Raw genomic sequence first — 22734 nt, 5'->3', positions numbered from 1 at the left:
TCTACCCGCGGCCGCCACGTGCCCAGGCGGTGGTGGTCAGAGGATCTCGGGGTCGTCGAAGCGGACGCGGAGGGTCGGCGCGGGGCGGTAGCCGGGGCGGCCTCCCGGAGGCCGGCGGCGCTGGGTCGCGTTGCGCACGACCGTCGCCCGCACCGCCGCGGCCACCTCGACTCCCTTCGCGTACTCGAAGCGCAGGATGGCGCGCACCGTCTTCTCGTCCACTTCGGCGGGCCCCAGCACGTCGATCAACAGACCGGGGTCGACCGCGTTCAGCAGGCCCCCGACCGCTTCGGCGGCCCCGGTCACGGAGGCCAGCCGCACGGCGGGCGGGAACCGGAGCTGACGCCGGTCGGCCAGCTCCTGGCGGGCGAAGTCGACCAGTCGGCCGGTCGCGAAGTCGCGCGCCAGGTCGCCGGAGACGCCGACGAGCACGGTCGGGGCGCCCGCCGCGGCCAGCACCGCGGCGCTCGTCCACCACCGCAGACAGTCCTCCGCCACATGCAGCGTCTCGTTCGCCAGCATCCGCTCGCCGTCGAGCAGCAGGATCGCCTGATAGCCGCCCTCCGCGATCGGCTCGGCGCCGCGCGTCGCCACCACGAGTGCCGGAGCGGCGCCGACGCGCTGCACCGGATGGTCGCCGTCCGCGAGGATCACCCGGGTGCCGGGGAAGGCGCGGCCGAGCTCCTCGGCCGTCCGTCCGGAGCCCGGCGTCACCATCCGCAGTTTCGTGTGCTCGCAGCGCGTGCAGTGCCAGTCGGTCGCCAGCGCCCCGCACACACCGCAGGACGGCGTCGCGCCCGCGCGGCGCTGCCCGAGCGGACCCTGGCAGCGGGTGCAGTGCGCCGCCTGACCGCAGTGGGCGCAGGACAGCACCGGCACGTAGCCGGGGCGGCCGACCTGGACGAGCACCGGGCCGCGCGGCCTCCCGCTCTCGCCGCTCAGCGCCTCGCGGGCGGCCCGCCACGCGGACGACGGGATGCGCGCGGCGCGGGCGGCCGGCTCGTCGGCGCTCTGGTTCGCGGTGAGCAGCACCTTGGCCGTGTGCGCGCGCTCCGGGCCGAGGTCGCGCAGCCAGCCGAGCTCGACCAGCCGCTGCGCCTCGACGCTGCGGACCAGTCCGCTCAGGATGAGTGCGCCGCCCTCCAGCTCCTGCCGGACGAGGGCGGCGTCGCGGGTGTGCACGTACGGGCTGAGCGGCTCGGCGAAGAGCGGGTCGCTGTCCTCCCACACGGCGACGAGGCCCAGCCGGGCCGCGGGGGCGTAGACCACCGAGCGGTTGCCGATGACGATGCGCGGGCCGGAGAGCGCGGCGAGGAAGCCCTTGTACCGCTCCGGGTTCGACTGGGAGGCGTCCGCGCGGACCACGGCGGACGCCGGGGCGATCGCCGCCAGCGCCGCGCCGAGCTGCTCCAGGTCGCGGTGGTCGGGCACCGCGACGATGGCGGTGCTGCCCGTGCGCCAGGTGGCGGTCGCGAGCGCGGCCAGCGTGACCGCCCACTCCCCGACCCAGGTGCCGTCCGGGAGCCGGCTCAGCCGCGGGATCGGGCGCAGCGCGATGCGCTCGCCCGCGGCGACCGCGGCCTCCAGCACGCCGGCGGCGTAGCCGCGCGCCGGGAACGCCGCGGGCTGCGCCTCGACGGGCGCGGCGGCGGCGTCTGTCTCAGTGGCGGCGCCGCCCTCCCGCGCCGCCAGCCAGGCCTTCTCCACCCGCACCATGCGCGGCGGCACGGCGAGCCGGAGGATGTCGCTCGCCGTCCCTGCACTGCGATCCGCGAGCTTCCGGGCCAGCCGCCACACCGGGTCGGTGAGCACCGGCAGCGGCGACACCACGGCCTCCAGCGGGCTCAGCGTGCCCGAGAAGGCCTCGTCCGGCTCGGCGAGCTCGACCAGGTAGCCGTCGGCCACCCGGCCGGCCGAGCGCAGCGGCACCCGCACGCGCACGCCGGGGATCGCCTGCTCGGCGAGCTCCTCCGGGACGCTGTAGTCGAACAGGTGGTCGAGCTGCGGGAGCGGCGAGTCGAGGACCACACGGGCGACCGTCGCGGCCGCCGGCACGGCTACAGCCCCGCGGCGGAGCGCAGGTCGTCGACGCGGTCCAGCCGCTCCCAGGTGAAGTCGGGGAGGTCGCGGCCGAAGTGGCCGTAGGTCGCCGTCTGCGCGTAGATCGGCCGGAGCAGGTCGAGGTCGCGCACGATCGCGGCCGGGCGCAGGTCGAACGCCTCGCGGATGGCGCGGATGATGTGCTCGTCCGAGACGGCGCCGGTGCCGAACGACTCCACGTAGAGTCCGACCGGGGCCGCCTTGCCGATCGCGTAGGCGATCTGCACCTCGAGGCGGTCGGCGAGCCCCGCCGCGACAGCGTTCTTGGCGACCCAGCGCATCGCGTACGCGGCCGAGCGGTCGACCTTCGACGGGTCCTTGCCGGAGAACGCGCCGCCGCCGTGCCGGCTGGCGCCGCCGTAGGTGTCGACGATGATCTTGCGCCCGGTGAGCCCGGCGTCGCCCTTCGGGCCGCCGATCTCGAACCGGCCCGTCGGGTTGATCAGCGTGCGGATGTGGGCGGTCTCCAGCCCGGCGGCGTGCATGACGGGGGCGATGACCTCCTCGACCACCTCGGCCTGGAGCTGCTCGTTCGACACGTGCGGCGCGTGCTGGGTGGAGAGCACGACGGTCTCGACCGTCCGCGGCGTGTGGCCCTCGTAGCCGATGGTGACCTGGGTCTTGCCGTCCGGGCGGAGGTAGTCGAGGGTGCCGTCCTTGCGCACGGCGGCCAGCCTCTCGGCGAGGCGGTGCGCCAGCCAGATCGGCAGCGGCATGTACTGCGGGGTCTCGGTGGTGGCGAAGCCGAACATGATGCCCTGGTCGCCTGCGCCCTGACGGTCGAGGTCGTCGGTGCTCTGCTCGGTGCGCGACTCGAAGGCGTTGTCGACGCCCTGGGCGATGTCGGGCGACTGGGCGCCGATCGAGACGGACACGCCGCACTGGTTGCCGTCGAAGCTGACGTCGGAGGAGTCGTAGCCGATCTCGACGATCTTCTCGCGCACCAGCGCGGGGATCTCGACGTACCCCTTCGTCGTCACCTCGCCGGCGACGTGCACCAGCCCGGTGGTGACCAGCGTCTCGACCGCGACGCGGCTGTGCGGGTCGACCGCGAGCAGCGCGTCCAGGATGCTGTCGGAGATCTGGTCGCAGATCTTGTCGGGGTGACCCTCGGTGACCGACTCCGACGTGAAGAGGCGCAGATCTGCCATGGTTCTCCTTGATCGCGGCGTGGAGGGACGGCCAGGGATGCCGTGGCCCTGGTCGACGACTAGACGACGACGTCCAAGATACGGTCGGCCACCGACAGCTTGCTCCCCGAGGCCTCCATCACTATATCGCCGCCCTTGCGGAGGACGACGACCTCGTTGCTCTCCGTTGCGAAGCCCTGCTCCCAGCCGACCTGGTTGAGGACGAGGAAGTCGCTGCCCTTGGCGGCGAGCTTGGTGCGGCCCAGCTCGATGAGGGTCGACGGGTCGGGCTCGGTCTCGGCGGCGAAGCCCACCACGACCTGGCCCTCGCGCTTGGCGGCGGCGAGCCCGGCGAGGATGTCCGGGTTGGCGACCAGCTCGAGCGTCAGGGTCTGGCCCGCCTCGGACTTCTTGATCTTGGAGTCGCGCACGGCGGCAGGGCGGTAGTCGGCGACCGCGGCGGTCATCACGACCACGTCGGCGGAGCGCGCCGCCTCGGTGACGGCCTCCTGCAGCTCCAGCGCGGTCTGCACCTGCACGAGCTCGACGCCCTCGGGCGGCTCGACCTCCAGGTGCGCGGCGATGAGGACGACCTCGGCGCCGCGGGCCTGGGCCGCCGCGGCGACGGCGACGCCCTGGCGGCCGCTCGAGCGGTTGCCGAGGAAACGCACCGGGTCCAGCGGCTCGCGGGTGCCGCCCGCGGTCACGACGACGCGCTTGCCGGCGAGGTCGACTCCCCCGCGCGGCCGGCGGGAGGCCTCGTTGGCACGGCGGCGCTCGGAGAGCACCACGACGTCGGCGACCGGCTCGGGCACGGCGGTGACCGCCGGGCGCGGCGAGAGGCCGGCGGCGCGCAGCGCGGCGCGCACGATGACCTCGGGCTCCTCCATGCGGCCGGGGCCGGAGTCGGCTCCCGTGAGCTGCCCGGAGGCGGGGCCCACGACCGTGACACCGCGGCTGCGCAGCGTGGCGACGTTGGCGACAGTGGCGGGGTTGCGCCACATCTCGGTGTGCATCGCCGGGGCGACCACGAGCGGGGCGGTGGAGGCCAGGACCGTGTTGCCGAGCAGGTCGTCGGCGATGCCGGCGGCCAGCTTCGCCAGGGTGTTCGCCGTCGCCGGGGCGATGACGATGAGGTCGGCGGACTGGCCGATGGCCACGTGCCGCACCTCTGCGACGCCCTCGTAGAGATCGGTCGCCACCGGGTTGCGGCTGATCGCCTCCAGGGTCGGACGACCCACGAACCGCAGCGCGGCCTCCGTCGCCACGACGTGCACCGAGTGCCCTTCGAGCACCAGTGCGCGGATGACGCCGACGGCCTTGTACGCGGCGATGCCGCCGGTCACTCCGACGACGACGGTCAATCGTGGGCTCACGGCGGCATCTCCTCCAGCCAGCGGGACACGGTCCCGGCTGCGGTCGTTCTGTTGCGCTCGGTCGGCGGCGGCTCTCTGTCTGCCGGTAGGGCCGGGAGGTTACTCCGCGGCCAGCGGCTTGATGACGAGCTTGTCCTCGTTGATCTCGTGCAGCGCGACCGAGAGGGGCTTGTCGTCGACCGAGGAGTCGACCAGCGGGCCGACGTTGTCGAACAGGCTGCCCTCGTGGAGGTCGGCGTAGTAGTCGTTGATCTGGCGCGCGCGCTTGGAGGCGAAGATGACCAGCGCGTACTTGGACTCGACGCGGGCCAGGAGGTCGTCGATGGGCGGGTCGATGATGCCGTTGTTGGTGGTTGCCATTGCGGTAACCCCTCTCTCTCATGATCCCGGCTCGGGGTGCGAGGCGCGGAAAGTCTCGGGCGGCGCCGGACACGGCGCGGACGATGATGGCCTACGGGCGCGACGGCGCCGCGCGGACCTTCATCAAGTCTACGACCTCCCGGGCGGCCTCAGCGACGGTGTGGTTGACCACACGGTAATCGAACTCGTCCTGGGCGGCCAGTTCGACCTTCGCGGTCTCGAGCCGGCGCTGCTGCTCGGCGGCCTCCTCGGTGCCGCGCCCGATCAGGCGCCTGACCAGCTCCTCCCAGGTCGGCGGCAGCAGGAAGATCAGCCGGGCCTCCGGCATGGACTCGCGCACCTGGCGCGCGCCCTGCAGGTCGATCTCCAGCAGGACGCTCCTGCCCTGCTCCAGCGCCGCCTCGATCGGCGCGCGCGGGGTGCCGTAGCGGTACGCGTTGTGCACGGTGGCGTGCTCCAGGAGCTCGCCCTGCTCGATCATCCGGTCGAACTCGGCATCGTCGACGAAGTAGTAGTTGACGCCGTCGACCTCGCCGGGCCGCGGGGCGCGCGTGGTCGCGGAGACCGACAGCAGCACCTCCGGGTAGTTCTCCCGGATGTAGGTGGAGACCGTGCCCTTGCCCACGGCGGTCGGACCGGCCAGCACCACGAGCTGCTGGCGGCGGCGGCCCGCACGGTTCTCGCGCTCGATCAGGAACTCGCGGAGCTTCAGCCGCTGGTGCCGGCCGAGCCCGCCGAGCCGCTTGGCCGGCGAGATGGCGAGGCGCTGCAGGGCCTCCTCCATCTTGGTGGTGCCGATCGCGGGAACGCTCAGCAGGAACTCGGTGACGCGCAGCCGGCCCTCCACGCCGTCCGGGGCGGCCGTCGCGCGGTCGAGCACGACCAGCGGGGAGACCTCGCGGGCGGCGATGGCGTTCTTGACGGCGGCGCGCGCCCGGCGGGCGGCGACGGCGGCGGCGGATGCGGCGGCGCGGTCGACCTCGGGCGGCGCGGGGCGGCGGGAGGCGGTGGTCTCGCTGCGGGACTCAGCCATGGCTGGAGCGCACCTCCTCGGCGCGACGGGCGACGGCGTCGGCCAGCCCGTCCGGCCCGGCGGTCAGCAGCCCGCGGGACTCGCTCACGATCACCCCGGGCGCGAACGACCCGAACAGGCGCTGCACGTCGGCGACGCGGGCGCCCTGGTGGCCGAACCCGGGCGCGAGCACCGGGAAGGCCGGCGCGACGGCGGTCGCGGTGTCGATCCCGTAGTCCCCCAGCGCGACGGTGGCGCCGAGCACCAGGCCGACCGTGCCGAAGGGATGCGGAGGCTGCTCCTGGTTGAACGCGTGCACGTCTTCGATGATCGCACGGGCGACCGTCATCCCGGCACGGGGGCCGTCGGCGACGACCGCCTGCTGGATGACCGCGGCCTCCGGGTTGGAGGTCGCCGCGAGCACGAACAGGCCCTTGCCCGCCGCCTCGGCGAGGCGCATCGGCTCCGCGATCGACCCGACGCCCTGGAAGGCGGCGATCGTCATGGCGTCGGCCTCCAGCGGGGAGCCGGGGGTCAGCCAGGCCTCGGCGTACGCCGCGACGCTCGTGCCGATGTCGCCGCGCTTGGCGTCGGCGATCACCAGCAGCCCGGCGTCGCGGGCGGCGCGGACGACGTCCTCCAGCGCGGCGTAGCCCGCAGACCCGTAGCGCTCGAAGAACGCCACCTGCGGTTTCACGATCCCGGCGCGGCCCGCGGCGGCCTCCACCACGCGCAGCCCGAACGCGCGCGCGCCGGCGGCCGAGGCCTCCAGGCCCCAGTCCGCCAGCAGGTGCGCGTGCGGGTCGATGCCGACGCAGAGCCGGCCGTACGCGTCGAACGCGGCGGCCAGCCGGTCGCCGAACGACATCGAAGTCGCGCCCGTCACGCCCGCGCGGCCCTCTGCAGCGCGTACTCCTGCAGCGAGGTCACCTCGAAGCCCTCGCGCACCGCGTCGAGCGACGCAACGGCGGCGCTCAGCTCGGCGATCGTGGTGAACAGCGGCTTGTCGCCGGCCACCGCCGCTGCGCGGATCTCGTACCCGTCGGCGCGGGCGGAGCGGCCACTCGGCGTGTTGATGACGACGTCCACCTCGTTGCGCGTGATGAGCCCGACGACCGAGTCCTCCTCCGGCGCCTCGCTGAACTTGCGCACGATGCGCGCCGCGATGCCGTTGCGGTTGAGCACCTCGGCGGTGCCCTCGGTGGCGACGATGTCGTAGCCGAGCTGCTTCAGGCGCAGCACCGGGAGGACGATGGCACGCTTGTCGCGGTCGGAGACCGAGACGAACACGGTGCCCTCCAGCGGCATGCCGCCGTAGGCCGCGGCCTGGCTCTTCGCGAACGCCGTCGGGAAGTCGCGGTCGATGCCCATGACCTCGCCGGTCGAGCGCATCTCCGGGCCGAGCACCGAGTCCACGATCTTGCCCTCGCGGGTGCGGAACCGCTTGAACGGCAGCACGGCCTCCTTGACGGCGACCGGCGAGTCCATCGGGATGACCGAGCCGTCGGTCTCCGGCAGCAGGCCCTCCTCGATCAGGCCGGCGACGGTGTCGCCGACCATGATCCGGGACGCGGCCTTGGCGAGCGGGATGCCGAGCGCCTTGGACACGAAGGGGACGGTGCGCGACGCGCGCGGGTTGGCCTCCAGCACGTAGAGCACGCCGGCTCCGATCGCGAACTGCACGTTCAGCAGGCCGCGGACGCCGATCCCCTCGGCGATCTTCAGGGTCGCCTCGCGCACGCGGTCGATCTCGCGGCGGCCGAGTGTGATCGGCGGCAGGGTGCAGCTCGAGTCGCCGGAGTGGATGCCGGCCTCCTCGATGTGCTCCATCACGCCACCGATGTAGAGCCGCTCGCCGTCGTACAGGGCGTCGACGTCGATCTCGATCGCGTCGTCCAGGAACCGGTCGACCAGCAGCGGGTGCGACGGGCCGACGATGCCCTGGCCCGCGACGCGCTCGAAGTAGTCCGCGAGCGAGGCGGTGTCGTAGACGATCTCCATGCCGCGGCCGCCGAGCACGAAGCTGGGGCGCACGAGCACCGGGTAGCCGATCTGCTCCGCGGCGTGCGCGGCGGACGGGAAGTCGATCGCGGTGCCGTTCCGCGGGGCCAGCAGCCCGGCGTTCTCGAGGATGCCCGCGAACAGGCCGCGCTCCTCCGCCAGGTCGATGGCCTCGGGTGTGGTGCCGAGGATCGGGACGCCCGCCGCCTCCAGGCCCTTGGCGAGGCCGAGGGCGGTCTGGCCGCCGAGCTGCACGACGACGCCGACCAGCTCGCCGGACTGCGACTCGGCGTGGATGACCTCCAGCACGTCCTCGAGCGTCAGCGGCTCGAAATACAGGCGGTCGGAGGTGTCGTAGTCGGTCGAGACCGTCTCCGGGTTGCAGTTGATCATGATCGTCTCGAACCCGGCGTCGTGCAGGGCGAACGAGGCGTGCACGCAGGAGTAGTCGAACTCGACGCCCTGGCCGATGCGGTTCGGGCCGGAGCCGAGGATGACGACCTTGCGGGTGTCGCTCGGGACGACCTCGGTCTCCTCGTCGTAGCTCGAGTAGTGGTACGGCGTGAGCGCGGGGAACTCGCCCGCGCAGGTGTCGACCGTCTTGTAGACCGGGCGCACGCCGAGGATATGCCGCACCTCGCGGACGTCGGCCTCGCCGAAGCCGCGAAGCTCGCCGATCTGGGCGTCGGAGAAGCCGTGGTCCTTGGCGTAGCGGAGCGTGTCGGTGTCGAGCGTCTCGGCGTCGCGGAGCTGCTCGGCGACCTCGTTGATCAGGACGATCTGGTCGATGAACCACGGGTCGATCTTGGTCGACTCGAAGACCTGCTCGGGCGTCGCGCCGAGGCGCAGCGCCTGCTGCACGTCGACGATGCGGCCGTCGGTCGGCGTCGCGATCGACTCCAGCAGCTCCTCCACGGTGCGGGACTCGGCGCCCCAGTGGAAGGACGAGCCGCGCTTCTCCAGCGAGCGGAGCGCCTTCTGCAGTGCGCTGGTGAAGCTGCGGCCGATCGCCATCGCCTCGCCGACCGACTTCATGGTGGTGGTCAGCGTCGGGTCGGCGGCAGGGAACTTCTCGAACGCGAACCGCGGCACCTTGACCACGACGTAGTCGAGCGTCGGCTCGAAGCTCGCCGGGGTGACACCGGTGATGTCGTTGGGGATCTCGTCCAGCCGGTAGCCGATGGCGAGCTTCGCGGCGATCTTCGCGATCGGGAAGCCGGTGGCCTTCGACGCCAGCGCCGACGAGCGCGAGACGCGCGGGTTCATCTCGATGACGATGATCCGGCCGTTCTCGGGGTTCACCGCGAACTGGATGTTGCAGCCGCCGGTGTCCACGCCGACCGCGCGGATGATGTCGATGCCGATGTCGCGCAGCTTCTGGTACTCGCGGTCGGTCAGCGTCAGCGCGGGGGCGACGGTGATCGAGTCGCCGGTGTGCACGCCGACCGGGTCGACGTTCTCGATCGAGCAGACGACCACCGTGTTGTCGGAGGTGTCGCGCATCAGCTCGAGCTCGTACTCCTTCCAGCCGAGGATGGACTCCTCCAGGAGCACCTCGCTGGTCGGGCTCTGGTGGATGCCGTCCCCGGCGATCCGGCGCAGGTCCTCCGGCGTGTAGGCGAAGCCCGAGCCGAGGCCGCCCATCGTGAAGGACGGCCGGACGACCAGCGGGTAGCCGAGGTCCTCGGCGAACTCCAGCGCCTCCTCGACGGTGTGGGCGATGTGCGAGCGCGCGACCTCGGCGCCGGCCTCGACCACGAGCTCCTTGAAGATCTGGCGGTCCTCGCCCTTCTGGATGGCCTCGAACTTGGCGCCGATCAGCTCGACGCCGTACTTCTCCAGGATGCCGTGCTCGTGGAGCTGCATGGCCGCGTTGAGCGCGGTCTGGCCGCCCAGGGTCGGCAGGATCGCGTCCGGCTTCTCCTTGGCGATGATGGTCTCGATGACCTCCCAGGTGATCGGCTCGACGTAGGTCGCGTCGGCGAAGTCCGGGTCGGTCATGATGGTGGCCGGGTTGGAGTTCACCAGGATGACGCGCACGCCCTCCTGCTTGAGCACGCGGCAGGCCTGCGTGCCGGAGTAGTCGAACTCGCAGGCCTGGCCGATGACGATCGGGCCGGACCCGATGACCAGGACGGAGTGGATGTCGTCGCGCTTGGGCATCAGTCGGTGCCTTCCTGGTTCTGGTCGTTCTGCGACCCGGCCTCGCGCGACGTGATCATGGCGAGGAACCGGTCGAAGAGGTAGTTGGCGTCGTGCGGGCCGGCGGCGGCCTCCGGGTGGTACTGCACGCTGAACGCGTCGAGGTCGAGGCAGTTCAGGCCCTCCACGACGTTGTCGTTGAGGCTGAAGTGGCTGACCTCCACCCGGCCGAAGCCGGCCGGCGAGTCGAAGGTCGCGTCGATCGGCGCCTTGACCGCGAAGCCGTGGTTCTGGGCGGTGATCTCCACCCGGCCGGTGCGCTTGTCGAGCACCGGCTGGTTGATCCCGCGGTGGCCGAACGGCAGCTTGTAGGTGGTGAGGCCGAGCGCGCGGCCGAGGAGCTGGTTGCCGAAGCAGATGCCGAAGTACGGCAGGCCGGCGCGCAGGGTCTCCTGCAGGAGCTCGACGTGCTTGTCGGAGGCCTTGGGGTCACCCGGGCCGTTCGAGAAGAACAGCGCGGACGGGTTGAGGCTGAGGACGTGCTCCGCGGTGACCTGCTGCGGGAGGACGTGGACGTCCAGCCCGCGCGCGGCGAGGTTCTCCAGCGTGGACTTCTTGACGCCGAGGTCCAGGACCGCGACGGAGCCGACGCGCTCGCCGACCGCTGGCACCGTGTACGGCTCGACGGTGGAGACCTCGGCCGAGAGGTTGCGGCCCGACATCTTCGCAGCCGAAAGCACCAGCTCGAGTTGCTCGGAGTCGCTGAGCCCGAAGTCGTCGCCGGAGAAGATCCCGGCGCGCATCGCGCCCGCCGAGCGGATGTGGCGGGTGACCGCGCGGGTGTCGATGCCGCTGATGCCCACGATGCCCTGCTCCACGAGGTCGTCGTCGAGGCTGCGCTGGGCGCGGAAGTTGGACACGACCCGGCTGGGCTCGCGGACGACGAAGCCGTCCACCCAGATCCGGCGGGACTCCGTGTCCTCGTCGTTCGTGCCGGTGTTGCCGATGTGCGGCGCCGTCATCAGGACGATCTGGCCCGCGTAGGACGGGTCGGTCAGGGTCTCCTGGTAGCCGGTCATGCCGGTGGCGAAGACCGCCTCGCCGAGCGTCCGCCCGCGGGCGCCGTAGGCCCGGCCCACGTAGCGCTTCCCGTCTTCGAGGACGAGCACGGCAGGTTCTGCTGCGTTCACGTCACACCTCGCTTTCGCTGTTGCCCTCGGGCGTCGAACCGCCCGGGAGGATGTCTTCGACGGCCGCGGTCAGGAGGCCGCGGCCGACCGGGTCCACGACCCGGAAGTAGCTGTCGGCGGACGCGCCGCCGCTGGTGGTCCAGCCGAGCCGGAGCAGGCCGTCCCGCTCCACGACCCGGTCGATGGTGACCGTGGCCGCGCCGACGCCGGTGAGCGCGGTGGCCGGGATGAAGACCGGCTGCTCCCCCGTGACGCGGAGCAGGACGCCGTCGGCGGAGACCTCCACCGTGCCGCGGCCGCGGTAGGACAGGCCCGGCAGCGCCAGGCGCTCCAGCGCCTCGCCGGCCTTGGTCGTGGCGACGTAGAGGACCTCGGACGAGGCCGTCACGGCCGCCGCGGTCTCGGGCGCCGGGTAGCCGCCGCCGGCCGGGGCGTCGCGCCGCATCCGTCGGCGCCAGCCCACCACGGCGAGCGCGAGCACGACGATGACGACGGCGAGGATGCCGATGGTCGGCAGGAGCTTATCCACGGGCCGCCTCCAGCTCCTCTACGACCGCGCCGTCGAGCACGGTGGCGTAGCCGCGGTGGAAGGTCGCCACCACGCGGCCCGGCAGCGTCATCGACAGGTAGGGCGAGTTGACGCCCTTGCCCGCGAGGTCGCCGGTCGAGAACTCGCGTGAGGCGGTCGGGTCGTAGAGGAACAGCTCCGCGGGCGCGCCCGCCTCCAGCGGGAGGCCGTGGCCGTCCAGCCGGCCGATCCGGGCCGGCGCGGCGGAGAGCACGCGGGCGATGTCGGTCCAGCCGAGGAGGCCGTTGTCGACCACCGAGGCCTGCACGACCGAGAGCGCGGACTCCAGCCCGACCATCCCGAACGCGGCTGCGTCCCACTCGCAGTCCTTGGACTCCACCGGGTGCGGCGCGTGGTCGGTCGCGACGATGTCGATCGTGCCGTCCGCGAGGCCGGCGCGCAGCGCCTCCACGTCCTCTGCGCGGCGCAGCGGCGGGTTGACCTTGTATCGGGCGTCGTAGCCGGAGGCGAGCTCCTCGGTGAGCAGCAGGTGGTGCGGCGTCACCTCGGCCGTGACGTCGACGCCGCGCGCCTTCGCCCAGCGGATCACGTCCACCGAGCCGGCGGTCGAGACGTGGCAGACATGCAGCCGGGAGCCGACGTGCTCGGCGAGGAGCACGTCACGGGCGATGATCGACTCCTCGGCGACGGCCGGCCAGCCGGTCAGACCCAGCTCACCGGACAGCGCGCCCTCGTTCATCTGGGCGTCCTCGGTGAGCCGCGGCTCCTGCGCGTGCTGCGCGATCACGCCGCCGAACGCTTTGACGTACTCCAGCGCGCGGCGCATCAGCAGCGGGTCGGAGACGCACTTGCCGTCGTCGGAGAAGACCCGCACCTTGGCGCGGGAGTCGGCCATCGCGCCGAGCTCGGCCAGCCGCTCCCCCGCCAGGCCCACGGTCACAGCGCCGATCGGCTGCACGGTCGCGTAGCCGGCGGCCTCGCCGAGGCGGAGCACCTGCTCCACGACGCCGGCGGTGTCCGCGACCGGGGAGGTGTTCGCCATCGGGAAGACCGCGGTGAAGCCTCCCGCCGCCGCGGCGCGCGTGCCGGTCAGGACGGTCTCGCTCTGCTCGTAGCCGGGCTCGCGCAGGTGCGTGTGCAGGTCGACCAGGCCGGGCAGCGCAATCAGGCCGTCAGCGTCGATCACGGTCGCGCCGGCGTCGCCCGCGTCCGCGCCGGTGGCGGCGATCCGCCCGTCGGCGAGGAGGAGGTCGGTGCGCGTCCCGTCGGCCAGAGTCGCTCCGCGGATCAGAAACCTCTGCGTCGCACTCTCACTCATCGCACACCACCATCGTTCGTCGTCCGCCCATCGCTCATGGTCTGGGAACTGTTGTCGCCTCCGGAGAGCAGCAGGTACAGGGCGGCCATTCGCACGGACACGCCGTTGGCGACCTGCTCCCGCACCGTCGACCGCGGCGAGTCGGCAGCGGCCGCCGAGATCTCCAGCCCGCGATTCATCGGTCCCGGGTGCATCACAATGCTATCGGCCCCGAGCCGGCTCAGCCGTTCGTCGTCCAGCCCCCAGCGCCGCGCGTACTCGCGCTCGGACGGGAAGTAGGCCGCGTGCATCCGCTCGCCCTGGATGCGCAGCATCATCACGACGTCCGGTCCGGCGTCGATCGCCGTGTCCAGGTCGTAGCCGATCGCGGCCGGCCAGCTGGACACGTCCACCGGCAGCAGGGTCGGCGGCGCGACCAGGCTCACCCGCGCGCCGAGGGTCCGCAGCAGCCAGACGTTCGACCGGGCGACCCGGGAGTGCAGGATGTCGCCGACGATCGTCACCGTCACGCCGTCGAGGTCGTGCCCGCGCGACGCGCGGCCGTGCAGCCGGCGCCGCATCGTGAACGCGTCGAGCAGCGCCTGGGTCGGGTGCTCATGCGTGCCGTCGCCGGCGTTGATCACGCCCGCGTCGATCCAGCCGCTGGTCGCGAGCGTCTGCGGGGCGCCCGAGGCGCTGTGCCGCACGACGACAGCGTCCGCGCCCATCGCGGCGAGCGTCTGCGCGGTGTCCTTCAGGCTCTCGCCCTTGGAGACGCTGGAGCCCTTGGCGGAGAAGTTGATGACGTCCGCCGAGAGCCGCTTCGCCGCCGCCTCGAACGAGATGCGCGTGCGGGTGGAGTCCTCGAAGAACAGGTTGACGACCGTCTTGCCGCGCAGGGTGGGCAACTTCTTGACCTCGCGATCCTGCACGTCGGCCATGTCCTCTGCGACGTCGAGCAGGGTGATCGCGTCGTCGCGCGACAGGGTCTTGGTGCTCAGCAGGTGCCTCATGCGCGCGCTCCGTCCGTGTTGGCCGCCGGGCCGTCGATGGTCACCGACTCCTCGCCGTCGACCTCGTCCAGCCGGACGAAGATCCGCTCGGAGGCCGCCGACGGCAGGTTCTTGCCGACGAAGTCCGCCCGGATCGGCAGCTCGCGGTGCCCGCGGTCGATCAGCACGGCGAGCCGGACGGCCCGTGGCCTGCCCAGGTCGCTGAGCGCGTCGAGCGCCGCGCGGATCGTGCGGCCCGAGAAGAGCACGTCGTCCACCAGCACGACGGTCCGCCCGTCGATCGACCCCGGCAGGGAGGTCGGCTGCGGCGCCCGGGTGGGATGCCGCGACAGATCGTCGCGGTACATCGTCACGTCGAGTGCGCCGACGATCTCGTCGGGCGACGCGATCGAGTCGGGCTCGATCCGCTGGATGTTCTCGGCGATCCGCCGGGCCAGGACGACGCCGCGCGTCGGGATGCCCAGGATCACCAGGTCGTTCGTTCCCCGGTTGGACTCCAGGATCTCGTGCGAGATCCGAGTCAACGCCCGGGCGATGTCAGCCTGTTGCAGCACGGTGCGCGCTGTCATGCCGACCTCCTTCCCCGCCTCACAGGACGGCTGTTAAAGGATGCCAATTGGGTCGAGCCTAGCAGGACTCCCGGGATCACCGACCGAGGAAGCTCGCGAACTCCTTCTCGTCGCTGATCGAGCCGGTGTACTGCTTGCCGTCCACCAGCACGGTCGGCGTGCCCTGGATGTTGTCGAGCACCTTCTTGCCGTCGACTGTGATCGGCCCGGACTGCGAGTGCGCCGTGTTCGCCTGCGCCCACGCCTGGTAGGGCCCGCTGCGGTCGATGCAGCCGGAGATGTCGGTGATGCCGTGGTCCGTCGCGAGCTTGGCGAGCTGCTTGTCGGTGAGGCCGCTGGAGTTCTCCTCCGGCTGGTTCGCCAACAGCGCCTGGTAGTAGTCCAGCGTGCGGTCGGGGTCGTGCACCGCGACGCAGACGAGCGCCGCCGACGCCCGGGTGGAGTACCCGGTGCCGTTCGACGCGCGGTCCAGGAAGGTCAGCGGATGCAGCCGGAGGGTGATCGAGCCGTCCTTGACGGCGCTCGGCAGCGTCGCGCCGTTCGACTTCTCGAACGCGCCGCACACCGGGCACATCGGGTCGAACCACAGGTCGACCTTCTTCGGGCCGGAGCCCGCCCAGACGTAGCCGCCGTCGAAGTTCGCCGCGCCGTCCGTACCCGTGGCGGGCTTCGCCGTGGCGACGGGGACGTTCGAGTTGCCGCCGAGAAGCGAGCACGACGCGACGCCCGCGCTGACCGCGACCGCGAGCAGGGCTGCGGCGACGATCCGGCGGAGCCGACGCGGCCGGGCCGTGCGCGGCCGGGTCATGCGCGCTGCGGTCGGTTCTGCGCGATCTTCGCCAGCAGCCCGTTCACGAAGCCGGCCGAGTCGTCCGTCGACAGCACGGTCGCGGCCTCAACGGCCTCCGAGATGGCGACGCCGTCGGGCACCTCGTCGTTGAAGAGCAGCTCCCAGACGCCGATGCGCAGGATGGCGCGGTCGACCGCGGGCATCCGCGCCAGGGTCCAGCCCTGGGCGTATGTCTCGATCTGCTCGTCGATCTCGTCCTGGTGGTCGATCACGCCGTCGACGATCTCACGGGCGTACAGCCAGGAGGCCTCACGCGTCGGCTCGTTGGCCGCGCGCTCCGCCTCCGCCGCCAGCGCCTGCGGCAGGGTGAGCTGCCGCAGGTCGGCGCTGAACAGCACATCGAGGGCGCGCTTGCGCGCCTTGGTCCGGGCGCTCACTAGTCGTTGACGCGGCCGAGGTAGTCGCCCGTGCGGGTGTCGACCTTGACCTTGGTGCCGGTCTCCAGGAACAGCGGGACTTGGATCTGGTAGCCGGTCTCCACGGTCGCCGGCTTGGTGCCGCCGGTGGAGCGGTCGCCCTGCAGGCCCGGCTCGGTGTAGGTGATCTCCAGCACGACCGACGCGGGGAGCTCGACGTACAGCGGCGACTCCTCGTGCAGCGCGACGGTCACGTTCTGGTTCTCGAGCATGAAGTTGGCGGCGTCGCCGACGATCGGGCCGGGGATGGTGATCTGGTTGTAGTCGCTGGTGTCCATGAAGACGAAGTCGGCGCCGTCCTGGTACAGGTACTGGTAGTCGCGGCGGTCGACGTTGGTGATCTCGATCTTCGCGCCCGCGTTGTAGGTGCGGTCGACGGTCTTGCCGGTGGTGACGTTCTTCAGCTTCGTGCGGACGAACGCTCCACCCTTGCCCGGCTTGACGTGCTGGAACTCGATGACGCTCCAGAGCTGTCCGTCGATGTTGAGGACGATGCCGTTCTTGATGTCAGCGGTCGATGCCATGCCAGAGTTCCATTCGCTTTGCGGAAGATTCAGGTGGGAGCGGCGCACCGCGCCGTCCACGACGGGCTCAGCGCACGGAGCCCCAGAAGATTCTAGACGTCAGCGCGCGTTTCGGCGAATGTGCGCGAGAGCGAGCCGGTACGAGTCGAACCCGAAGCCGGCGATCACGCCGGTGGAGACGGCGCTGATGACGCTGGTGTGCCGGAACTCCTCGCGGGCATGCGGGTTCGACAGGTGCACCTCGATGACGGTCCCGCCCGCCTTCGTCACCAGCGAGACGGCGTCGCGCAGCGCGTACGAGTAGTGCGTCCACGCGCCGGCGTTCAGGATGACCGGGCTGCCGGAGTCGGCGGCTTCGTGCAGCCAGCGCAGCAGCTCGCCCTCGACGTCCGTCTGGCGCAGGTCGATGTCCAGCTCCGGTGCGTCCGCGACGAGCTGGGCGCGGAGGTCCTCCAGCGTGCCCGCGCCGTACACGTCCGGCTCGCGGGTGCCGAGCCTGCCGAGGTTGGGGCCGTTCAGGACGAGGACGGAAGTCATGCCGCTCACCCTACCGGCGCCTCGCCGTCGGCGAGCGGACGGACGCGCACCGCGGACCAGACGTCGTCCGTCTTCGCCATCAGGACCCGATCTCCTGGTACGCCGCGAACAGCAGGCTCTGGTCCGGCCCGGCGAGCACGGTCGGCCGGCCGATGTCGTCCAGCACGATGAAGCGCAGCAGGCTGCCGCGCGCCTTCTTGTCGCGCTGCATCGTCGCCAGCAGCGTCTGCCAGCGGCCGGCCGGGTAGCTGACCGGCAGGGTCAGCGACTCCAGGATGCGGCGGTGCCGCTCCACCGCCTCGTCGCTCAGGCGCCCGCTCAGCCGGCCGAGCTCGGCGGCGTAGACCATCCCGACGGAGACCGCAGCGCCGTGCCGCCACTGGTAGCGCTCGGCGTGCTCGATCGCGTGGCCGAGGGTGTGGCCGTAGTTGAGGATCTCGCGGAGGCCCTGCTCGGTGAAGTCCTCGCCCACCACGCGCGCCTTGATGCCGACGGACAGCTCCACCAGCCGGCGGAACTCCGCGGACTCCGGGTCGGTGGCGACGTCGACGTCGCGCTCGATGATGTCGAGGATCTCCGGCTCGGCGATGAACCCGTACTTGACGACCTCGGCGAAGCCCGCGAGCAGCTCGTTGCGGCCGAGGGAGGTCAGCGTGTCGAGGTCGCAGACAACGGCGGCCGGTGCGTAGAAGGCGCCGACCAGGTTCTTGCCCTCGGCGGTGTTGATGCCGGTCTTGCCGCCGACCGCGGCGTCCACCATGCCGAGAACGGTGGTCGGGACCTGCACCAGCCGCACGCCGCGCAGCCAGGTCGCGGCGACGAAGCCGGCCAGGTCGGTGACGGCGCCGCCGCCGAAGCCGACGACCGCGTCCGAGCGGGTGAAGTCGGCCTGGCCCATGATGCCCCACAGGAACGAGGCCACCTCGACGCGCTTGGCGGCCTCCGCGTCCGGGACCTCGGCGAGCAGCACCTCGTAGTGCTCGAGTAGGGACTCACGCAGCTCGGCCGCCGCGGCGCCGAGCGTCGGCGGGTGCACGACGAGCACCTTCTTCACCCCGGCGCCGAGGTACGCGGCGAGGTCGAACCGGAGTCCGCGACCGATGACCACCGGGTACGGGTTCGCCCCGGGGACGAGAATCTCGGCGGGCTGGTCGGTCATGACTCTCCTTGTTCGTGTTCGCTGCTTTGGCCTTCTTCCACCCAGCGCGCGATCTCCTCCACGATGGTCTCGATCGGCCGGGTCGAGGTGTCCGCGGTGTAGTCGGCGAGCGATCGGTAGAGCGGGGTGCGTGCTGCGACGAGCCGTTTCCAGGACTCCAGGTCGGTGACCAGCGGCCGCTTGCGGTTGGTGATCCGGGCGGCGATCGCCTCCGGCCGGACTTCCAGCAGCACGACCCGGGTCGCGGCGAGGTCGGCCTGCGTGTCCGGGTCGAGCACCGCTCCGCCGCCCAGCGACACGACGCCCGGCCGCGCGACGGCCTCCGCGACCGCGGCACGTTCCAGCGCACGGAAATAGGGCTCGCCGTGCTCGGCGAAGATCTCCGCGATGGCTCCGTGGCCGGCGACCACGACCGCGTCGGTGTCCACGAACGGGAGGCCGAGCCGCTTGGCCAGGCGCTTGCCCAGCCGCGTCTTGCCCGCCGCCGGCGGGCCGATCAGGACGATCGTCACGGGGCTCAGGCGTAGGGCGCGCTGACGCGCTCTGTCGCCAGGTTCTGCGGGATGGCGTCGAGGTAGCCGTGGAGGTTGCGCGCCGTCTCGGTGACCGAGTCGCCGCCGAACTTCTCCAGCATCGCGTTCGCGAGCACCAGCGCGACCATCGCCTCCGCGACCACCCCGGCCGCGGGGACGGCGCAGACGTCGGAGCGCTGGTGGTGGGCAGGCGCGGCCTCACTCGTGGCGATGTCGATGGTGCGCAGCGCGTGCGGGACGGTGGCGATCGGCTTCATGCCGGCACGGACGCGCAGCACGCTGCCGGTGCTCATCCCGCCCTCGGTGCCGCCCGCCTTGTCGCTGGTGCGCTGGATGGCGCCCTCCTCGGCCACGAGCTCGTCGTGCGCCTGCGAGCCCCGGCGGGTGGTGGTCAGGAAGCCGTCGCCGACCTCCACGCCCTTGATCGCCTGGATGCCCATCAGGGCGGCGGCGAGCTGCGCATCGAGGCGACGGTCCCAGTGCACGTGCGAGCCGAGCCCCGGCGGGAGGCCGTACGCGAGCACCTCCACGACCCCGCCGAGGGTGTCGCCCTCCTTGTGGGCGTCGTCGACCTCGGCCACCATCCGCTCGGAGGTGGCCGGGTCGAAGCAGCGCAGCGGGTCGGCGTCGAGGGTGGCCACGTCGGCGGGCGTCGGCAGCGGCGCGTCCTCGGGGACACGGACCGGGCCGATGGAAAGCGTGTGGCTGACCAGCGTGACGCCCAGCTCGGCGAGGAACGAGCGGGCGACGGCGCCGAGCGCGACGCGGGCCGCGGTCTCCCGGGCGCTAGCCCGCTCCAGGATCGGGCGGGCCTCGTTGAAGCCGTACTTCTGCATCCCGACCAGGTCGGCGTGGCCGGGACGCGGACGCGTCAGCGCTGCGCCGCGGCCGGTGGCGAGCTTCTCGGGGTCGACCGGCTCTGGGCTCATCACGTCGACCCACTTGGGCCACTCGGTGTTGCCGATGCGCAGCGCGATCGGGCTGCCGAGGCTCAGCCCGTGGCGGACACCGCCGGAGACCTCCAGCGCGTCCTGCTCGAACTTCATCCGCGCGCCGCGGCCGTAGCCCAGCTTGCGGCGGGCGAGATCGGCGCGGACGGCGTCCAGCGAGACGGGCACCCCGGCGGGGAGTCCCTCCAGGACGGCGATGAGTTCGGGGCCGTGGGATTCCCCGGCCGTGAGCCAACGAAGCATGCTTCGATTCTGGCACAGCGGGAGGGGGCCGCCTCCCGGCGTTACGGCCGGCGGGTGGTCCGGCTACTCCGCTTCACCCTCCACGGAGCCGTCGCCCACCGGAGCGCCCTCTGCGTCGATGCCGACCGCGGCGAGCATGGCCTCCAGCACTCCCTCTTCGTCCGGCAGCGGCTGCAGCACGTCGCCGGACACGAAGATGCGCACCTGAAGCAGCGCCTGCTGGGCCAGCATCGCAAGCCCCGAGACGACGCGGCCGCCGACGGCCTGCCAGGACGAGGCGAGCACGCTCGGCCACGGGTCGTACGCGACGTCGAGCAGCACGGCCTTGCGCCGGGTCGAGTCGGTGTAGAGCGCCTCGGTGGAGGCGCCCCCCGGCAGTGTGCTGATCACGAGCTGCGGCACATCCAGCGACCGGTCGGCCTGCGCGAACGAGCGGAGGCGGATCATCAGCCCGAGCCGGTGGGCCAGCGGCTCCAGCCAGACGCTCTTCTGCAGGTCGCGCACGTGCACGTCGACCCGTTCGGCGCCGAGCTCTGCGGCGGCGACCAGCGCGGACGCGGCGGTCGCTCCCCCGCCCAGGACGTGCACGTAGCGCGCCTGCTCCAGGCCGGCGGCGGACAGCGCACGCACGATCCCCGCGACGTCGGTGTTGAACCCGCTGATGTCGTCGCCGTCGAGCAGCACGGTGTTCGCGACGCCGGTCTGCTCCGCGACCCGGTCGGTCTCGGTGAGCAGCGGGATGACGGTCTGCTTCAGCGGCATCGTCAGCGACAGTCCGCGCCACTCCTCGCCCAGGCCGTCGAGGAAGGCGGACAGGCCGTCCTCGCTGACGTCGAGCTGGTCGTACGACCAGTCCAGTCCGAGCGCGGCGTAAGCAGCGCGGTGCAGGGCGGGAGACTTCGAGTGGCCGATCGGCGAGCCGAGGACGGCGAGGCGACGGGATGCGGTGGATGCGGGCGTCGGCTCCTCGTCCTCCAGCGGCTCCTCCTCGTCGGCGGCCTCGGCGGCCTCCGCGATCGCCTCCTCCTCGGCCTCGCGCGCGCGCTCAGCCTCCACCAGGTCGGCGATCAGCTCCTCGGCCGACGCCTCGGAGACCCCGTTCTCGACGGCGTCGAGCGACTCCTCGGCCGGCTCGGCCTTCGCGGGCTTCGGTCGAGGGGCGCGCGCATTCGCGGCGGCCGCGGACGTCGGTTCGTCACTCATAGCCGGGGTTGTCCTTCATCCATTGCTGCCACTTCGCGACTGCCGCGTCGTGCTCCGCCTGCGTGGTCGAGAAGATCGTCTCGCCGGTCTTGAGGTTCCAGGTCACGAAGTACATCCAGGTGCCGTCCGCGGGGTGCGTCACCGCGTTGAGCGCGAGGTCGCCCGGGTTGGAGATCGGACCGACCGGGAGGCCGGGGTGCGCGTATGTGTTGTAGGGGTTGGATGCGTCGGCGCGCTCGGCGTCGGTGGTCGTGACCCGGTCGGTGTGACCGGTTCCGTACGCCACGGTCGCGTCGGACTGGAGGTCCCAGCCCTGCGCCAGCCGGTTGAGGAACACGCGGGCGACCTTCGGGTAGTCGTCCTTCAGCCCTGCCTCGCGCTGCACGACGGAGGCGAGGATCACATCGTTCCAGCGGTCCGCGACCGGCACGCCCGCCTGGTCCATCGCCTGGAACGACCGGTCCACCATGGTCTTGATCGCGTCGTGCGGTGTGATGCCGGGGGCGAAGGTGTAGGTCGCCGGGAACAGGAAGCCCTCCAGCGTCTTGGCCTGGGCCGGCAGCCCGAAGTCGGCCGGGTTGGCGGCGGCCTGCTGCAGCTCGGCGAGCGGGATCTTCGTGGCGGTCGCCACGGTCTGCAGCGCGTCCTTCTCGGCTGTGCCCTCGGGGATCACCGCCGTGTTCTGTAGTCTGCTGGCCGGGTCCTGCAGCGCCGCGAGGGCGGCCTTGGCGCTCATGTGCTTCGCCAGCTTGAAGACACCCGGCTGCCAGACGACCTGCGGCTGCTGGTGCAGCACGAGCGTGTAGAACGCCTGGTAGCTCTTGGTCACGCCCGCCTTCTGCAGGTTGGTGGCGATCGAACTCCCGTCGTCGCCCGACTTGATCGTGAACGTCACCGAGCCGGTGCCGTTGCCCGTGTAGTCGTCGTTCTGCGGCATGACCTTCGCGACGAGGGCGGCGACCTGCGGCTGGAACGCCATGAAGCCGCCGGCCGCGAGGCCGCCGAGGACCAGGATGATGACGAGGGTGATGACGAGCCGCTTCAGCCAGCGCCGCTTGCGGCGGGGCTGCTCATGCGACAGGTAGTTCTGCTGACGCCATGCGAGCGGCGACTCCCCCCGGCCGCCGCCGGACGCGTCGGTGTCGCCGTCCGCGTTCCCAGCGAGCGACGCGAAGATCGCGTGAGCCGAATCGTCGAACCGGCCGTGATCGTGGGCTGCCGCACCGTGGACGGCCTCGTGGCGCGCCGAGGCGCCGACCGACTCGCGCTCGGAGCCGCGGGCGGCGTCGACCGCCACGGGCCCGGTCACCACGGAGTCGAAGTCCAGGCCATCCAGGGTCTCGCGGTTCGCCGGCGTCTCGGCGGGCGGAGGCGTCCACGGGCCCGGGGTCTGCGGGTTGCGGGCGTCGGTGTCCCGGGCCGGCTGGTCCGGAGCGGCCTCCTGTGGAGCAGCTTCCTGAGGGGCTGCTTCCTGACCCCGGCCCCGCTGAGCCTCCTCGGCCTCCCTCGCCTGGCGCGCCTCGCGCCTGGTCATCGGCTGCTGCCGGTTGACGGCCGGGAAGACGGGCGGTTCCGGCTTCTCCTGCGGGTTCTGCGACAA

Annotated in this window: 21 protein-coding genes; all 21 read right to left on the bottom strand. The window is 72.1% G+C overall.

Translation table 11 applies throughout. The features are described 5' to 3' along the window. Positions 1 to 36: 36 nt before the first annotated feature. The 21 genes from ABIA36_RS14370 to mltG all read right to left on the bottom strand — a co-directional run bounded on the left by ABIA36_RS14370 (position 37) and on the right by mltG (position 22734). Positions 37 to 2055 carry a primosomal protein N' gene (locus ABIA36_RS14370; RefSeq protein WP_369963174.1) on the bottom strand — a complete coding sequence of 673 codons (2019 nt, stop codon included), beginning with the start codon at positions 2053 to 2055 and terminating at the stop codon, positions 37 to 39. 2 nt (positions 2056 to 2057) lie between these two features. After that, positions 2058 to 3251, bottom strand: a complete 1194-nt coding sequence (gene metK, locus ABIA36_RS14365) for a methionine adenosyltransferase (protein WP_369963173.1) — start codon at positions 3249 to 3251, stop codon at positions 2058 to 2060. A 59-nt stretch (positions 3252 to 3310) separates the two neighbouring features. Next, the gene (locus tag ABIA36_RS14360) at positions 3311 to 4594 is read right to left on the bottom strand and encodes a bifunctional phosphopantothenoylcysteine decarboxylase/phosphopantothenate synthase (RefSeq protein WP_369963764.1); all 1284 of its coding nucleotides are present in this window, start codon (positions 4592 to 4594) and stop codon (positions 3311 to 3313) included. 111 nt (positions 4595 to 4705) lie between these two features. After that, entirely contained in the window at positions 4706 to 4966 is a 261-nt protein-coding gene (gene rpoZ, locus ABIA36_RS14355; protein WP_185277257.1) for a DNA-directed RNA polymerase subunit omega, read from the bottom strand. 91 nt (positions 4967 to 5057) lie between these two features. Continuing rightward, a complete protein-coding gene (gmk, locus tag ABIA36_RS14350; RefSeq protein ID WP_369963171.1) occupies positions 5058 to 5999 on the bottom strand; it encodes a guanylate kinase in 942 nt (313 codons plus the stop codon). Continuing rightward, the gene (gene pyrF, locus ABIA36_RS14345) at positions 5992 to 6846 is read right to left on the bottom strand and encodes an orotidine-5'-phosphate decarboxylase (protein ID WP_369963763.1); all 855 of its coding nucleotides are present in this window, start codon (positions 6844 to 6846) and stop codon (positions 5992 to 5994) included. Before pyrF ends, gmk begins: the two co-directional genes overlap by 8 nt. A gap of 14 nt (positions 6847 to 6860) precedes the next feature. Next, a complete protein-coding gene (gene carB / locus ABIA36_RS14340) occupies positions 6861 to 10142 on the bottom strand; it encodes a carbamoyl-phosphate synthase large subunit (protein WP_369963170.1) in 3282 nt (1093 codons plus the stop codon). Beyond that, a complete protein-coding gene (gene carA, locus ABIA36_RS14335; protein WP_369963169.1) occupies positions 10142 to 11311 on the bottom strand; it encodes a glutamine-hydrolyzing carbamoyl-phosphate synthase small subunit in 1170 nt (389 codons plus the stop codon). The genes carB and carA overlap by 1 nt, the downstream gene beginning before the upstream one ends. A 1-nt stretch (position 11312) precedes the next feature. Then, the gene (locus tag ABIA36_RS14330) at positions 11313 to 11840 is read right to left on the bottom strand and encodes a hypothetical protein (RefSeq protein WP_369963168.1); all 528 of its coding nucleotides are present in this window, start codon (positions 11838 to 11840) and stop codon (positions 11313 to 11315) included. Next, positions 11833 to 13158 carry a dihydroorotase gene (locus tag ABIA36_RS14325; protein ID WP_369963167.1) on the bottom strand — a complete coding sequence of 442 codons (1326 nt, stop codon included), beginning with the start codon at positions 13156 to 13158 and terminating at the stop codon, positions 11833 to 11835. The genes ABIA36_RS14330 and ABIA36_RS14325 overlap by 8 nt, the downstream gene beginning before the upstream one ends. Further along, entirely contained in the window at positions 13155 to 14150 is a 996-nt protein-coding gene (locus ABIA36_RS14320) for an aspartate carbamoyltransferase catalytic subunit (RefSeq protein WP_369963166.1), read from the bottom strand. The genes ABIA36_RS14325 and ABIA36_RS14320 overlap by 4 nt, the downstream gene beginning before the upstream one ends. After that, positions 14147 to 14719, bottom strand: coding sequence for a bifunctional pyr operon transcriptional regulator/uracil phosphoribosyltransferase PyrR (gene pyrR, locus ABIA36_RS14315; RefSeq protein ID WP_369963165.1), 573 nt, complete (start codon positions 14717 to 14719; stop codon positions 14147 to 14149). The genes ABIA36_RS14320 and pyrR overlap by 4 nt, the downstream gene beginning before the upstream one ends. A gap of 76 nt (positions 14720 to 14795) precedes the next feature. Beyond that, positions 14796 to 15527: a DsbA family protein gene (locus ABIA36_RS14310; RefSeq protein WP_369963164.1), complete on the bottom strand. Its 732-nt coding sequence runs from the start codon at positions 15525 to 15527 to the stop codon at positions 14796 to 14798. Beyond that, positions 15524 to 15946, bottom strand: coding sequence for a transcription antitermination factor NusB (gene nusB, locus ABIA36_RS14305; RefSeq protein ID WP_208039424.1), 423 nt, complete (start codon positions 15944 to 15946; stop codon positions 15524 to 15526). The genes ABIA36_RS14310 and nusB overlap by 4 nt, the downstream gene beginning before the upstream one ends. Then, positions 15946 to 16509, bottom strand: a complete 564-nt coding sequence (gene efp, locus ABIA36_RS14300) for an elongation factor P (RefSeq protein ID WP_369963162.1) — start codon at positions 16507 to 16509, stop codon at positions 15946 to 15948. Before efp ends, nusB begins: the two co-directional genes overlap by 1 nt. A gap of 99 nt (positions 16510 to 16608) precedes the next feature. Then, positions 16609 to 17046: a type II 3-dehydroquinate dehydratase gene (locus ABIA36_RS14295; protein ID WP_369963161.1), complete on the bottom strand. Its 438-nt coding sequence runs from the start codon at positions 17044 to 17046 to the stop codon at positions 16609 to 16611. A 79-nt stretch (positions 17047 to 17125) separates the two neighbouring features. Continuing rightward, complete coding sequence (gene aroB, locus ABIA36_RS14290) at positions 17126 to 18205, bottom strand: 3-dehydroquinate synthase (protein ID WP_369963160.1); 1080 nt, start codon at positions 18203 to 18205, stop codon at positions 17126 to 17128. Further along, positions 18202 to 18717 carry a shikimate kinase gene (locus tag ABIA36_RS14285; protein WP_369963158.1) on the bottom strand — a complete coding sequence of 172 codons (516 nt, stop codon included), beginning with the start codon at positions 18715 to 18717 and terminating at the stop codon, positions 18202 to 18204. The genes aroB and ABIA36_RS14285 overlap by 4 nt, the downstream gene beginning before the upstream one ends. Positions 18718 to 18722: 5 nt before the next feature. Then, positions 18723 to 19931, bottom strand: coding sequence for a chorismate synthase (gene aroC, locus ABIA36_RS14280; RefSeq protein ID WP_369963157.1), 1209 nt, complete (start codon positions 19929 to 19931; stop codon positions 18723 to 18725). A 63-nt stretch (positions 19932 to 19994) separates the two neighbouring features. Then, a complete protein-coding gene (locus tag ABIA36_RS14275; protein WP_369963156.1) occupies positions 19995 to 21134 on the bottom strand; it encodes a shikimate dehydrogenase in 1140 nt (379 codons plus the stop codon). Then, the gene (mltG, locus tag ABIA36_RS14270; protein WP_369963155.1) at positions 21127 to 22734 is read right to left on the bottom strand and encodes an endolytic transglycosylase MltG; all 1608 of its coding nucleotides are present in this window, start codon (positions 22732 to 22734) and stop codon (positions 21127 to 21129) included. Before mltG ends, ABIA36_RS14275 begins: the two co-directional genes overlap by 8 nt.

Origin of the sequence: Leifsonia sp. EB34, from assembly GCF_041260585.1 — a bacterium.
In the GTDB taxonomy this organism is placed as follows: Bacteria; Actinomycetota; Actinomycetes; order Actinomycetales; family Microbacteriaceae; genus Leifsonia.
This window is presented reverse-complemented; position numbering and strand designations above follow the sequence as displayed.

Excerpts from the sequence above, each read along its gene's own strand:
- rpoZ (WP_185277257.1), bottom strand. The coding sequence starts at position 4,966 with ATGGCAACCACCAACAACGGCATCATCGACCCGCCCATCGACGACCTC.
- ABIA36_RS14275 (WP_369963156.1), bottom strand. The coding sequence starts at position 21,134 with ATGAGTGACGAACCGACGTCCGCGGCCGCCGCGAATGCGCGCGCCCCT.
- aroC (WP_369963157.1), bottom strand. The coding sequence starts at position 19,931 with ATGCTTCGTTGGCTCACGGCCGGGGAATCCCACGGCCCCGAACTCATC.
- pyrF (WP_369963763.1), bottom strand. The coding sequence starts at position 6,846 with ATGTCGTTCGGCGACCGGCTGGCCGCCGCGTTCGACGCGTACGGCCGG.
- ABIA36_RS14320 (WP_369963166.1), bottom strand. The coding sequence starts at position 14,150 with ATGAGGCACCTGCTGAGCACCAAGACCCTGTCGCGCGACGACGCGATC.
- ABIA36_RS14295 (WP_369963161.1), bottom strand. The coding sequence starts at position 17,046 with ATGACTTCCGTCCTCGTCCTGAACGGCCCCAACCTCGGCAGGCTCGGC.
- gmk (WP_369963171.1), bottom strand. The coding sequence starts at position 5,999 with ATGGCTGAGTCCCGCAGCGAGACCACCGCCTCCCGCCGCCCCGCGCCG.
- metK (WP_369963173.1), bottom strand. The coding sequence starts at position 3,251 with ATGGCAGATCTGCGCCTCTTCACGTCGGAGTCGGTCACCGAGGGTCAC.
- ABIA36_RS14310 (WP_369963164.1), bottom strand. The coding sequence starts at position 15,527 with ATGACCCGGCCGCGCACGGCCCGGCCGCGTCGGCTCCGCCGGATCGTC.
- aroB (WP_369963160.1), bottom strand. The coding sequence starts at position 18,205 with ATGACCGACCAGCCCGCCGAGATTCTCGTCCCCGGGGCGAACCCGTAC.
- efp (WP_369963162.1), bottom strand. The coding sequence starts at position 16,509 with ATGGCATCGACCGCTGACATCAAGAACGGCATCGTCCTCAACATCGAC.
- pyrR (WP_369963165.1), bottom strand. The coding sequence starts at position 14,719 with ATGACAGCGCGCACCGTGCTGCAACAGGCTGACATCGCCCGGGCGTTG.
- ABIA36_RS14325 (WP_369963167.1), bottom strand. The coding sequence starts at position 13,158 with ATGAGTGAGAGTGCGACGCAGAGGTTTCTGATCCGCGGAGCGACTCTG.
- carB (WP_369963170.1), bottom strand. The coding sequence starts at position 10,142 with ATGCCCAAGCGCGACGACATCCACTCCGTCCTGGTCATCGGGTCCGGC.